We start from the raw sequence: 13,822 nt of genomic DNA, 5'->3' as shown, positions 1-13,822 counted from the left end.
TGGCCTGATCAGGCAGAGTTGGCGGGGACGAGACATGGGCGGGGTCGAGAAGACGCGGGGTGGCGCAGCTGAGCGGGCGACCTCGCGGGATGTCGCTCGGCTTGCCGGGGTGTCGCACACGGCTGTGTCCTTCGTCTTCAACGGGCGCGCCCAGGGCAACCTCTCCGCCGAGACGCAGGAGAAGATCCGCAAGGCAGCCGCACAGCTCGGCTACCGGCCGAACGCCGTCGCCCGTGGCCTGCGCCGACGTCGTACCGCCGTCATCGGTCTGGTCACGGACGAGATCGCCACATCGCCGTTCGCCGGGCGGCTGCTGCGCGGGGCCATGGACACGGCATGGGACAGGGAGCACCTGGTGCTCACCGTCGATTCCGGGCAGGACCCAGTCACCGAGGACGCGGCCGTCGCCGAACTGCTCGACCGGAGGGTCGACGGAATCATCTACGCCGCGCTGTCGTTGCGCCGCGCCCGAGTCCCGGAAGGGCTCCACCGCACCTTCGCCGTGCTCGCCAACTGTCTCCCCGAGGACGGTTCCCTCCCAGCCGTCATCCCCGCCGAACGGGCCGGCGGCCGTGGTGCCGCGCGGGTCCTTCTCGACGCGGGTCACCGTCGTGTCGCCCTGGTGGGCGGCTTGGACGACATGGCTACGGCGGAGCGGCTGCGTGGCTTCCGGGACGCGCTGCGGGCGGTGGGGCTGACCGCGGAGAAGGACTGGATCCTGCGGACGGGAGGGGAGATCGCCGCCGGGTACGAGGGAGCGTTGCGGTTGCTGGACAGCGTTCCCGCGGACCGGCGGCCCACAGGGATCGTCTGCTACAACGACCGGGTCGCCGCGGGCGTCCTCCATGCCGCCGCGCGCCTGGGTCTCGACGTGCCCGCCGATCTGTCCGTCGTCGGCTACGACGACCAGGAGCACATGGCCGCTTTCCTCAGCCCGCCCCTCACCACGGTCGCTCTGCCCCATCGCGCGATGGGAGAGACGGCCGCCCGCCTGCTCCTGGACGCCATCGACAGCGGGACCGCGCCGCCCGTCACCACCCGGCGGCTGGAGTGCCCCGTCGTCATGCGGGGCTCGGTGGGACCAGCGCCCAGCCCGTGACCTCGACGTCCGTCCCCGAAACGGCCAGCTCCGCGACGTCGTCGTCCCGTCGGTACACCCGTTCCGTGGCCGTCGCCCGGTCGCCCGCGAACAGTTCCAGAAGCGAGCCGTCCACGAGGATCCGTACGGTGAGGGTCTCGCCCGGCGAGGCCGGCAGGACCAGGGCGGCCGTGCCGTCCGGGCGGACGCGCGGCCAAGCCGTGCGGTCCAGGGTCACCTCGCCGGACGCCGGGTCGAGCCGCACCGTCAGTTCGGCTCCGGACAAGGCCCGCAACAGGCTCACCGTTGCCGCCGACCGGGCGATCACCAGCAGGTCGTAGGAGAGGGGGAGCGGCCAGCGCGGTCCGGGGGCGGCCGTGAACGGGACGGCCGCTCGCAGCAGTTCGAGCTCCGCGGCCGGTACGACCCGCAGCGTGCCGTCCTCGTGGGTGTCCACCACGCGTGGTGCCGTGAGAACTCCGGACCAGCCCGCGTGGTCCACATCCTCGCGCGGGCGTGACTCCCAGGACCAGCCCCACAGCAGGGCGCGGCCGGACTCCGTGTCCTGAAGGACGGAGGGGGCGTAGAAGTCGCGGCCGAGATCCAGGGGGCTGCCCGTGCGGGCCACGAACCTCAACCCACCGTCCCCCTCCTCCACCAGATGTCCCGTCAGGTACGCGGTGCTCAGCGGGTCGCCGTCCCACAGCGCCACCGCCAGCACCCAGTCACCCCCGGCGGTCTCCCACATCTGCGGGCACTCCCAGCCGATCGCGCGCATACCGAAGGTGCGGGTCGCCGCCGCGTCTCGGCCGTCCAGCAGGACCCCGGCGAACCGCCACGCGTACAGGTCCTCGCAGTCGTACACCAGGACGGACGGGGTGCCGTCGGCATGGCCGGCGCCCACCAGTGCCCAGCGGCGTCCGGCGAAGCGGAAGACGAACGGGTCCCGGAACATCGTCACGGCCAGGCCGGGTGGCGGTCCGGCAACCACCGGCACGGGCAGCTGCTTCCACTCCCGAAGACCGTCGTCCTCGGCCACGGCGAGACAGATCGCGCTCAGGCCCTGGTGGTCGCGGTCGATCCCGGAGTACACCGCTGTCGGTGCGCCACCGTCGTCGACCACACAGCCGGACCAGCAGCCCGCCTCGTCCGGGCCGCCGGGCGTTGGCCGCAGGGCGATCCCGTGGTCGTCCCACTGGGCGAGGTCGGCGCTGGAGGCATGGCCCCAGTGGACGTTCGCGTGGACGGGGGCGTCGGGGTTGTGCTGGTAGAAGAGGTGGTAGCGACCGCCCCAGCGCAGCGGCCCGTTCGGGTCGTTCATCCAGTTGGCCGGCGGGCGGACCCGGAAGCGCGGGCTGTGGACGTCGATCGGCCGGCTCACGGAACTCAACGATTGACTCCTGCGGATGTGATGCCCTCGCGCAGAGGGCGCTGGCCGACGACGAACACGACGACGGCGGGAAGCATGGAGAGGACGACCCCGGCGAGGACCACGGAGATAGAGCCGGTGCCGAGGTTGCCCTGGAGGGAGACCAGGCCCAGCGGCAGCGTGAGGTTCTCGGTGGAGGTTTCGAGGATCAGCGGCCGGAAGAACTCGTTCCAGTGGTAGTTGAAGGCCAGTACGCCGACGATGGCGAGACCGGGTGCGGCCAAGGGTGCGTACACGGACCGGAAGACGCGCCACGGGCCCGCGCCGTCGATCATCGCCGCCTCGCCCAGGTCCTTCGGCATGCCCAGGAAGTACTGGCGCATCAGGAAGGTGCCGAAGGCCGTCGGGAAGGCGGGGACGATGAGGCCGAGGAGAGTGTCGGTCAGGCCCATCGTCTTGAGTTCCAGGAAGACCGGGACCATCGTGACCTGCAAGGGCACCATCATCGTGGCCAGGACCAGCGCGAACAGCGGCCTCTTGAAGCGGAATTCGAGGCGGGCGAAGGCATAGCCCGCCAGGCCCGCGGTGATCATCTGGCCGACCGCGATCAGCGCGGTCACCAGCGTGGAGTTCAGCGCGTACAGCCAGACGTCGATCTGGGCGAAGACCTCGCTGTAGGCGTCGAGGGTGGGGTCCGTGGGGATGATCTTCGGCGGCAGGTCGAAGGACTCCGCCGGTGTGCGCAGTGATGTCGACACCGTCCAGATGACCGGGCCGAGCGTCAACAGGGCGCACAGCGCCAGGCCGGCGATCCGGGCCCAGGGCGCAAGGCCCTGTCGTACGCGCGACACCGTGGGGGGCGTGGGGGCACCCGACACAGGGTTCGAGGGGGGACTCGTACTCATCTGACTCACCCGGCTCACTGGTAGTGGACGTAACGCCGGCTGAGCCGGAACTGGAGTGCGGTGACCGCCATGATCAGGAGGAAGAGCAGGACGCCCACGGCGGACGCCTCGCCGAAGCGGAGCTGTTCGAAGGCCGTCTCGTAGATGACCATCACGACCGTGCGGGTGGAGTCGCCGGGGCCGCCGGCCGTGAGGACGTACGGCTGCTCGAAGACCTGGAGGGCGTTGATGATGCCGACCACGGACGCCACCAGCAGCGTGGGCGACAGCAGCGGCAGGGTGATGGCGAGGTGCTTGCGTAGCCCGCTCGCGCCGTCCAGCGAAGCCGCCTCGTGCACCTCCTTCGGGATGTTGTTCAGGCCGCCGACGAACAGCAGGAACGAGAACCCGAACTGCTGCCAGACGTACGCCAGGACCACGGCCGCCATCGCCCCGTTCTCCGAGGTCAGCCAGGGGACCGAGGGGATACCGACCGTGCCGAGCAGCCAGTTCACGGGGCCGAATTCCTGGTTGAAGAGGTACTTCATCACCACCGAGATGGACGCGGCGGACAGCACCAGCGGGAAGAAGAACGCCGAACGGAACACGGAGCGCAGCCACGTGGGCATCCGGCCGTTCACCACGATCGCCAGCACAAGCGCGATCAGCAGCTGCAGCGCGACCGCGAGCACCATGAAGACGAGTGTGTTGCGGAAGGAGACGAGGACCGTCGAATCAGTCAGGATCTCGCGGTAGTTGGCCGCTCCGGCCCACCGCGGGTCCTCGATCACGTCCCACTGGAAGAGGCTGAGGACGACCGAGCCGGCGATCGGTACGACCGTGAAGACGACGATGCCGACGACGGTGGGCGCGAGGAACAGGAGGGCGAGCAGACGGGTGCCCCGGGTGCGGGTGGTGGCGGCCGGCTCGGACACCCTGCGGGTGCGGACAGACGACGCCGGCGGTACGGGCCTGATCTCGGTGTTCGTCACACTTCACGCTCCATGGCCTGCTCCAGGTCCCCTTGCAGCCGGCGCAGCGCGGGGCGCACCGCGCCAGGGCTCGCGAGGGCGGTTCCGGTGTGCTTGATCAGCAGCTGCTCGACCTCGTTGACCTGCGGTGGGGCCGGGATCGGGCCGGTGGTGGGGATCTTGTCGAGGGTGTCGTAGAAGACTTGCCAGTGCGCCGGCCCGGTCTCCCGGTAGCGGGCCTCGTCGACCATGGAACGGCGGGCCGGGGTGGTCTGGTTGGCCGCGAAGAGCTGGGTCATCACGTCCTTGCGGGCGGTGTACTTGATGAACTCCCAGGCCTCGTCCCGCAGCCTCGACGTGCGCAGCATGGCGTACCCGGCGGCGCCGAACTGGTGCCGTCGTGTGTGCCAGCGCGGGAAGTACCGGACGTCGTAGTCGGTGGGCTTCATCCCCGCCTCGTGCAGGCCGCCCGCCCAGAAGCCGCCCGCGGGCGTGACACCGACGCGGCCGGTGGAGAACACACCGACGAGGTTCCGGCCGTCGCCGCCCTCCGGGCGCGTGCACAGGTCCTCCCGGACGAGGGAGGCGAGGTAGTCGTAGACCTCCGCGACGCGGTCGGAGTCGGCCAGCGGTGTCGTCCACCGGTAGCCGCCGCTCCGGCCGCGCCGCTGTGCCTCGGGATAGAAGGAGTTCCAGAGCCAGTCGCCCCCGGGGGCCTTGGACTCGGTGAGGAGGTTGGTGCCGCCCGCGAACAGCCAGGGGACCACTCCGCCCCACAGCCGGTTGGTCCAGAAGTACGGGGTGAAATGGGCGCCGTTGCTGCGTTTCATTGTGCGCAGCAGCGCCGTGAAGTCGTCGTGGGTCCAGTCGTCGTCCGGGAGGTCGGCGCCCGCGCGTTCGAGGACCTGGGTGTTGAGGTACATGTCGGCCGCGTTGAACTCGACCGGCAGCTGGTAGAGGCTCCCCTCGTACATCATCGACTCGACCAGCGAGGGGTGGACGTCGGCGAAGTACTCGCGCACTTCGGCCGCGTCCCGCTTCGCCCACCTGTCCAGCGGTACGCCGAGCCGCTGGGCGAAGAGCTGCACGCCCTCGGTGGCGACGTACACGAGGTCGGGGGCGGTGCCCGCGGCGATCTGGGTGAGGATCTTGGAGAAGAAGTCCGACCAGTCGTAGGCCTGTACGGGGTTGATACGGATCTTGATGTCCGGGTGGACCTCGCGGAACCCGTCGCGAAGGGCGCGTTGGGCGTCGAGGTTGAAGGCGGAGCCGAGGGTGGCGATGACGAGCGAGCCGTCGTCGCGGCCAGGGATGTCCGCGGCGGTGAGGCGGTCCCAACCGGCGGCGACACCGGCGAGGGCGGCGGCTCCGGCGCCGTACGCGCCGTAGCGCATCAGGCCACGGCGGGAGAGGAGCGAGTCGGTCATCGGCGAGCCTAACTCGTGTTAGCCAAAGTTGGTTCCCCGATGATGAGAACCCTGTTGTTGCTCTGTCAAGGGATGTGGGCGGAAGGGAAGTTATGTGATCGGCCGGTGCGCAAAGGCTTGACCTTTAACGAGTTAGGTATACGGTTCCGGCCACGAGATGCACATGAGCCGCGTCCCGACGACGACGTCGGGGAAGGGAGTCGCACGATGCGTGGCATGGCGAGGAGTTCGCTGGGTCCGGGTCCGGGGGTGACTCTGTCGAGGCGGTCCCTGCTGGCGGCCTCGGCCGTCGGCGCCGCCGGTGCTCTGCTGCCGGACTTCGTGAGACCGGCGGTGGCGGCGCCAGGCGAGGCCACGGCGGCAGCCTGCACGGGCAGCTACCGAGCCGAGTACCACTTCACGGTCCCCGACCAGTGGATGAACGACCCGCAGCGTCCGGTCTGGATCGACGGCGAGTACCACTACTACTACCTCTACAACCCCGACTACTCGACGGGCGGCACGACGGCCGGCACCACTTGGCGCCTGGCCACCAGCACCGACCTCGTCTCCTTCACCGACCGAGGGATCGCCGTGCCGAAGGACACGACCCCCAACGGCGACGTCTGGTCCGGCTCGGCAGTGGTCGACACGAACGACACGGCGGGCTTCGGCGCGGGCGCGGTGATCGTCATCGCCACCATGGCGCCCGATGAGATCACCCAGGCGCAGTACCTGTACTACTCGACGGACGGCGGCCGCACCTTCACCCATCACGGCACCGCCCCGGTCCTTGCCAACCCCGGCGTACGGGACTTCCGCGACCCCAAAGTGATCCGCGACGAGGAGCGCGGGCAATGGGTGATGCTGCTCGCCGAGAACGACAAGGTGGGTTTCTACCACTCCGCCGACCTCAAGTCGTGGACGTACGTCGGCGGCTTCATCAAGGGCGGCATCGGCGTCCTGGAGTGCCCCGACCTGTTCCGCATCAGGGCGGAGGACGGGACCTGGAAGTGGGTCCTGGGCGCCAGCGCCAACGGCAAGGGCTCCGGTCTGCCGAGTACGTTCGCTTACTGGACGGGCTCCTTCGACGGCACGACCTTCACCGCGGACGCGTCCGATCCCCAGTGGCTGGACCAAGGCTGGGACTGGTACGCGGCGGTCACCTTCGACAAACGCGACACGAACGGGGCCCTGGATCCGGCCGCACGGTACGCGATCGGGTGGATGAACCACTGGGACTACGCGAACACCACGCCCACGATCGAGTGCGACGGATTCAACGGCACCGACTCGATCATCCGCGAGGTGCGGCTGAGGCGTGCGTCGTCGGGTACGTACTACCTGGCGTCCCAGCCGGTGGCGGCTTTGGACGACCATGTGTCGCGCACGGTGAACCTCGGCGACATCGCGGTTGACGGCATGCGACCGCTCGACTACACGGGTACGGCGTATGAGCTGACCTGCGAGATCACCTGGAACCAACTGGCCGGCGCCGGGCTCCAGTTGCGGCGGTCGTCGGACGGTGGGCGGCACATCGACGCGGGGATCTACGGTGACTACGCTTTCGTCAACCGCGGTTACACCGTAAGCCCTGACGCCTCCGGCCGCTGGCAGGAGAGCCGGACGCCCTTCGACCTGTCCGCCCGCACGGTCCGCCTGCGCATCCTCGTCGACCGCACGTCCGTCGAGATGTTCGTCGGCGACGGCCGGTACGTGCACACGACCGCGGCCTTCCCCGACCCGTCCGACACAGGACTGGCGCTGTTCACAATCGACGGGCAGGCGGTGTTCCGGAACACCGTGATCCGGGAGTTCACGGTCTGATCCGACGTGAAGTGGCCGGGGCGAACGGGGCTGTCGGCGACGCCCGGCGCGCCAGGGCTCTCATTCCGAGGCGAGCGAGACGTCTGCACCGGAATCGGGCACGGGGCTCCACCCCGGTACGTGTGGTGGAGTCTCGCCCGCGGGTAGGGGAATCCGTCGCGGGTGGGTTCGAGACCTTCTCTCGAGCCGGCGGGATCGGCTGCCCGCCCGCCTGAAGTCGTCCATCCTGGACGCGTTCGGGACGCGTTCGGGACACAAGGACAGGAACAGACCGGCAAGGACTGAGAACCTCCGACATCGCCTACCTATTCGGACGTGCGTAAACGTCACTGATCGACGTTGAGCGGCAAGAGCTGCCAAGCCCTTCGAATCCCGAAGGCGGCTCTGATAAAGCCCAGGTTACGTAGCCCGTGACCTGGGGTTTGGGACTGCTGCGGGGTTGGGTGACACCTGACCTGGCTGAGTTGGGGATGCGCTGGCAGACACCAGCGCATCCCCTGGCCCTCTCATGACCGAGGCCGGTCTCGAGCGAACCGGCCGGCTCAGCCTGACGATCGACCACGTCGGCAGCTGCCTGGGCGCCGACGGGGTGGCAAGCGCCGCTTCTCCTCCAGCCGCGAGACGGTCAACAGCCCCACCATGTCCGACCTCGGCGGAGCTTCCCTGCTTGACGGCTTGGAGACGTATGCCAGGACACTGCACACCGTGTGACGTATCTGAACCAGGTAAGCAGCCGACGGCCATGAGGAACTGCCGGGCATGAATCCCGGAGCAGGCGTAGTTGCCCTGGCCCGCATATCCCAGGCGCGGCGAGGGGCGGATGGCTGAGCACGCCGCGGCGGCGCGGACGACGTCACCGCCGAGTCCTCCGGCCCGGCGGGCCACCGTGCCCAACTCGCCCGGGCCCTGGGCGGCGCTGGCCCGGACCTGTCCGGCCCGCTCCTGGCGCACCAGCCCGAGTTCGCCGACCGGGCGACAGCCGCGGGCATCGACCTCCACCTTTCCGGCCAGGCCCACAGTGGCCAGATCTGGCCCTTGCACCACCTCGTCCGCCTCGATCAGCCCGCCTTTGCCGGCCTCAGCCACTACGGACCCCGCGCCCTCTTCCGTGCCACGGCCGACGCCTCCGCCGGGAGCGGTCCACAGGTCGAAGGAGCGCGGCATGAGACGAAGCCCAGGCCGACCCGTCTCGCACAGGGCACCGTACGGACACCATGAGCCAGGCAGCTGATATCGGGCGCCAACGACCAGGCAGAACCGTCCGCTCCGGGTGCCGGCCCAGGGACAGATGCGCCCGTCCTCCTGCCCCAGCACCGAAGTGCCGCACCGAAGTGCCGTACTGCCGCATCGAAGTGACGCAGAACCAGACCGCCCGAGCACCAGGAGCACACGGGAGCGGCGTCGGGCTGCCGGGCCCGTCACACGTTCCGCGGTCCACGCGTTGCGGGAAAGCGGGAATCGAATCGGTTCCGCGCAAGCGCTTCGACGAGATGGTACGACCGGCGAGGGGCGGGGGCAATGGCGTGCCGCACGCCGAAGAAGGCGCCCAGGGGCGGGTCGGGGACGGTCTCACCGGACGGTGCGGTGCGCACCGTCCCCTCGTCAACCGCTGTTCGGTGGCCGCGTCCCAGGTCAGTGGCGTTGCAGGGGTGTCCGAGCGATTGCGGCCCGGCCGCCGGTCCGACCCGCGCGACTCGCCGAGCAGAGTCGGCGTGAGGGCCTGCCGCGCTGCGCGTCCAGTGTCACGCCGGGGCTGCCCGAGCGGGCCGGTCGACGGGGATCCGGGGAGATCGGCGATCGAACCGATTCGGTCGTTCAGGCCGGACGGGGGAGTCGGGGCCCTTGACAGCACTGCGGAATCGAGAGCACCGTCTCCCCCCGAAACCTCTCTGCAATCCCACTGAAAGATCGGCACCTCCAAGCGCTTACGCATGTGTCAGCGCCACCAGCACAGAACCCGACTGGGTTCCGCCGGCACGGTAGGGGAGATCGGATGGGAACGACGGGTAAGAGACGCCACGTGCTGTTCGGGCGCGGTGGCGTCCAACGGCTGCTCGCTGCGGTACGGCGCCGCGGAAGGCCGGGAAATGAGTTGAGGCAGGCATCTGTGCCATCGTGGGAGCGCTCCCGCAGTTATCGGCCGAAAACAATCGCCCGGGCGGCGGCCGCGGCCGTGCTCGCCGTCGGCGCACTGGCCGGCGCCAACGCCGGGACGGCCCGGGCCGCCACGTCCGGACCCTGCGATCTCTACGCGGCAGGAGGGACGCCCTGTGTGGCGGCCCACAGCACGACGCGGGCGTTGTACGCCTCGTACAACGGGCCGCTCTACCAGGTCCGGCGTGCCTCGGACAACACCACCCGCGACGTCGGCGTCCTGAGCGCGGGCGGTTACGCCGACGCCGCCGCGCAGGACTCGTTCTGTGCGGGGACGACCTGCCTGATCTCGATCATCTACGACCAGTCAGGGCGCGCCAACCACCTCACCCAGGCGCCCGGCGGCGGTGCCGCGGGCGGTCCCGACAACCTCGCGAACGCCACGGCCGCGCCCACCACGGTGGGCGGTCACAAGGCCTACGGCGTCTTCGTGGCACCCGGGACGGGATACCGCAACAACCACACCAACGGCATCGCCACCGGGGACAACCCCGAGGGCATGTACGCGATCTTCGACGGCACGCACTACAACGGCGGCTGCTGCTTCGACTACGGCAATGCCGAGACCGACAGCAACGACGACGGCAACGGCACCATGGAGGCCATCTACTTCGGCAACATCAAGGTCTGGGGCTACGGCTCGGGCAACGGCCCCTGGATCATGGCCGATCTGGAGAACGGCCTGTTCTCCGGGGTGAACCAGCACTACAACGCGAACGACCCGACCATCAACTACCGGTACACGACCGCCATCGTCAAAGGCGGCCCCAACCACTGGGCGATCCGCGGTGGCAACGCGCAGTCGGGCGGCCTGTCCACGTTCTACGACGGGGTGCGTCCCAACGTCGCGGGCTACAACCCGATGCGGAAGCAGGGCGCCATCATCCTGGGCATCGGCGGTGACAACAGCAAGGGCGCCCAAGGCACCTTCTACGAGGGCGTGATGACCTCCGGCTACCCCTCGGACGCCACGGAGAACGCGGTGCAGGCCAACATCACCGCGGCCGGATACAGCAACGCGACCGGCGGGACGGGCACCGGCGCCCTGCACGCGGTGGGCGCGGGCAAGTGCCTGGACGTGCCGAACTCGTCCACCACGGCCGGTACGCAGCTGCAGATCTGGGACTGCAGCGGTGGCGCCAACCAGAGCTGGACCCGCACCTCCTCCAACCAGTTGACCGTATACAGCGGCAGCAGTCAGCTGTGTCTGGACGCGTACAACAACCAGACCACCGCCGGTACCAAGGTGGTGACCTGGCCGTGCAACGGTGGCGCCAACCAGCAGTGGCAGCTCAACTCCGACGGCACCGTCACCGGCATCCAGTCCGGACTCTGCCTCGACGTCACCGGCGCCTCCACGGCCAACGGCGCCCTGGCCGAACTGTGGACCTGCAACGGCGGCTCCCATCAGCGATGGAGCCTCGGCTGAGGGAAGGGGCTCCAGCCGGTGGCCGGTCTCACCACCGGCCACCGGCCGCGCAGGACCCGGAGCCGGGGCTCAGCCGCTCCGGTGCCCGGCGTCCTGCGCACTTCCCGAGATCTTCCTACCGTCCGACCGGACGCCACTGGGCGTCCACACCGAGTGCCACCGCCACTGGAGGATGACGATGTCCCGAGCCAGAGCGCTCCGCGGCCTTTGGGTCGCCCCACTGGCTCTGCTCGCCTTACTGGCGGGGAGCCTGCCCACGGCCGGGGCCGCGTTCGCCGTACCGGTCGAGCGCCAGGCAGCGGCCGCCGACCTGTACGTGGCGCCGGGTGCGGCTGCGGGCGGGAACGGCACCGCCGAGCAGCCGTTCGCGACGATCGACCAGGCGCAGCAGCCGGCGCACCGCCTCTCGGCCGACGCGGACGTCGTGGTCCACCTGGCCGGTGGCACCTACCGGCTGTCCAAGCCGCTGACGTTCGGCTCCGGAGACGGTGGCCAGAACGGCCACACCATCACCTACCAGGCCATGTCCGGGCAGCAGCCGGTCGTGAGCGGTGCCCAGGAGATATCTGGTTGGCAGGTGCATGATCAGGGCAGCAACATCTGGTCGGTCCACGTCGGCAGCGGCGTGAACACGCGGGAGTTGTACGTGAACGGCAAGCAGGCACCGCGCGCGGCGATCCAGGTGCCCCGCGCCGCCTTCACCTTCACCCCGACCGGCCTGACCTTCGCCGACTCCTCCCTCGACTACCTGGCCGGCCTCTCGGACCAGAGCCACATGGAAGTCGAGAGCCTCAACTCCTTCACCGACCGCTACGCGCCGGTCCAGTCGATCAGCGGCAGGACCATCACCATGCGGCAGCCGGCGTGGAACAACAACTCCTGGGGCTACGACACCATCAACGCGCCCTTCGCCGGCGGCACCATGTATCTGGAGAACAACTACGCGTTCCTCAAACAGGCCGGACAGTGGTACCTCGACTCGTCCACCGGAGACCTGTACTACCGGGCCCAGCCGGGGCAGAACCCGAACAGCCTCGACGTCGAACTGCCCCGGCTGCAGAGCCTGCTCGGCATCAGCGGCAGCTACGGCTCACCGGCGACCGGCCTGGCATTCTCCGGCATACAGTTCACCGGGACCTCCTGGCTGGGCCCGAGCGGACCCGACGGCTACGCGGACCAGCAGAGCGGCGCGCACATCACCGGTGCCTACCCGATGCCCGCCGACTGGCTGAACACCTGCAAGTCCGGGTGCACGCAGTTCGAGGCCACCCGGAACCACTGGGTGCAGATGCCCGCGGCCGTCCAGGTGTCCGCCGCCACCGGCATCACGTTCTCGGGTGACACGTTCTCCGAACTCGGGCAGGCCGGCCTGGGCGTGGGCAACGACGGCGTGGCCACCGCCTCCGGCACCGGACTCGGCGCGAACGGGGTCACGATCACCGGCAACACCTTCACCGACATTGCCGGCAGCGGCATCCAGGTCGGCGGGATCCAGCCGGACGCGCACCACCCTGGCAACCCGCAGATGACCAACCAGAACATCACCATCAGCAACAACAAGGTCAGCGAGGTGGGCACCGACTACAAGGAGACCGCGGGAATCCTGTCCACCTACGTCACCAACGCGACGATCACCCACAACCAGTGCGACCACCTGCCCTACGACGGGATCGACATCGGCTGGGGCTGGGGGATGAACGACCCCGGCGGCAGCCAGGACTACGCCAACCGCGGCACGTACAACTACCAGCCCGTCTACAGCACCCCCACCACGCTGAAGAACAACACCGTCTCCCACAACCTGGTCTTCGACACCAAGAACGCGATGTTCGACGGCGGCAGCATCTACAGCCTGTCCGCGAACCCCGGCTCGGTGATCTCCGACAACTACATGTACGACAACAACCGCACCACCGCGCTGTACCTCGACGAGGGCTCCCGGTACCTGAAGGTGTCCGGCAACGTGGTGCAGGACGCGGGCAACTGGGCGCTCACCAACGCCAACGCGAACAACCACACCGATGACAGCACGTTCTCCGGCAACTGGTACAACGGCGGTAACACCTACGTGGCCACCGGCCCTCCCCACAACAACGTCCTCAGCGGCAACGTCCTGGTCAGCGACACCAACTGGCCGCAGGGCGCCCGAGACGTCATCCAGCAGGCAGGCGTCCAGCCGTCTGGCGGCGGTGGCTTCCCCACCGGCTACCACCGGCTGGTGATCGCGAGCAACAGCCTGTGCCTGGACGTGTACGGCGACTCGGGCAGCGCGGGCGCCGCGATCGACCAGTGGACCTGCAACGGACAGGGCAACCAGCAGTTCGAGTTCGTGCCGGTCTCGGGCGGCTACGGGCAACTGCGCGCGCAGAACTCCGGCCAGGTCGTGGCGGTGTCGGGCGGCTCCACGACCGCCGGCACACCGAACATCGTGCAGCAGGCCGCCAACGGAGCGCCCGGCACCCTGTGGCTGCCGGTACAGCAGTCCGACGGCTCGTACTCCTTCAAGAACCAGAACAGCGGTCTCTGCCTGGACGTCTACGGCGGCGGAAGCAGCCTGGGCCAGCAACTGGACCAGTGGCCGTGCAAGAACGCACCCGGCACCAACCAGGACTTCACCCCGCGCTGACCGATTCACGCCTCCGGAACGCCCACACGGACCGGAGGTTCGTTCACCCCCACCCACTGACCTGCACCCAGTGAGGAA

The 13,822-nt window shown here is 69.3% G+C and carries 8 protein-coding genes and 1 pseudogene; 5 read left to right on the top strand and 4 right to left on the bottom strand.

Annotated features, from left to right (window positions below; all coding sequences use genetic code 11):
• Positions 1-34: 34 nt before the first annotated feature.
• On the top strand, positions 35-1,099 hold the full coding sequence (locus ACFYRY_RS40635; RefSeq protein WP_389157867.1) for a LacI family DNA-binding transcriptional regulator: 1,065 nt from the start codon (positions 35-37) through the stop codon (positions 1,097-1,099).
• Here ACFYRY_RS40635 and ACFYRY_RS40630 read toward each other — a convergent pair.
• Genes ACFYRY_RS40630 through ACFYRY_RS40615 form a run of 4 tightly spaced genes read right to left on the bottom strand, consistent with a single transcriptional unit; the run spans position 1,062 to position 5,729 of the window.
• Positions 1,062-2,459 carry a glycoside hydrolase family 32 protein gene (locus ACFYRY_RS40630; RefSeq protein WP_389157948.1) on the bottom strand — a complete coding sequence of 466 codons (1,398 nt, stop codon included), beginning with the start codon at positions 2,457-2,459 and terminating at the stop codon, positions 1,062-1,064. The genes ACFYRY_RS40635 and ACFYRY_RS40630 overlap by 38 nt on opposite strands.
• Before the next feature lie 5 nt (positions 2,460-2,464).
• On the bottom strand, positions 2,465-3,352 hold the full coding sequence (locus tag ACFYRY_RS40625) for a carbohydrate ABC transporter permease (protein ID WP_389157864.1): 888 nt from the start codon (positions 3,350-3,352) through the stop codon (positions 2,465-2,467).
• Positions 3,353-3,366: 14 nt separating this feature from the next.
• Positions 3,367-4,323, bottom strand: a complete 957-nt coding sequence (locus ACFYRY_RS40620; protein ID WP_389157861.1) for a carbohydrate ABC transporter permease — start codon at positions 4,321-4,323, stop codon at positions 3,367-3,369.
• Positions 4,320-5,729, bottom strand: coding sequence for an ABC transporter substrate-binding protein (locus ACFYRY_RS40615; RefSeq protein WP_389157859.1), 1,410 nt, complete (start codon positions 5,727-5,729; stop codon positions 4,320-4,322). The genes ACFYRY_RS40620 and ACFYRY_RS40615 overlap by 4 nt, the downstream gene beginning before the upstream one ends.
• A gap of 216 nt (positions 5,730-5,945) precedes the next feature.
• On the opposite strand from ACFYRY_RS40615, the gene ACFYRY_RS40610 reads away from it, so the two are divergent.
• The 4 genes and pseudogenes from ACFYRY_RS40610 to ACFYRY_RS40595 all read left to right on the top strand — a co-directional run bounded on the left by ACFYRY_RS40610 (position 5,946) and on the right by ACFYRY_RS40595 (position 13,744).
• Positions 5,946-7,535 carry a glycoside hydrolase family 32 protein gene (locus ACFYRY_RS40610; RefSeq protein ID WP_389157857.1) on the top strand — a complete coding sequence of 530 codons (1,590 nt, stop codon included), beginning with the start codon at positions 5,946-5,948 and terminating at the stop codon, positions 7,533-7,535.
• An 840-nt stretch (positions 7,536-8,375) separates the two neighbouring features.
• Positions 8,376-8,639, top strand: a pseudogene (locus ACFYRY_RS40605) (metallophosphoesterase); the annotation flags it as partial.
• Between the two features lie 889 nt (positions 8,640-9,528).
• Complete coding sequence (locus ACFYRY_RS40600) at positions 9,529-11,118, top strand: arabinofuranosidase catalytic domain-containing protein (protein ID WP_389157855.1); 1,590 nt, start codon at positions 9,529-9,531, stop codon at positions 11,116-11,118.
• A gap of 178 nt (positions 11,119-11,296) precedes the next feature.
• A complete protein-coding gene (locus ACFYRY_RS40595) occupies positions 11,297-13,744 on the top strand; it encodes an RICIN domain-containing protein (protein WP_389157851.1) in 2,448 nt (815 codons plus the stop codon).
• Positions 13,745-13,822: the final 78 nt, after the last annotated feature.

It is taken from the genome of Streptomyces sp. NPDC005263 (genome assembly GCF_042872365.1).
Taxonomy (GTDB): Bacteria; Actinomycetota; Actinomycetes; order Streptomycetales; family Streptomycetaceae; genus Streptomyces.
This window is presented reverse-complemented; position numbering and strand designations above follow the sequence as displayed.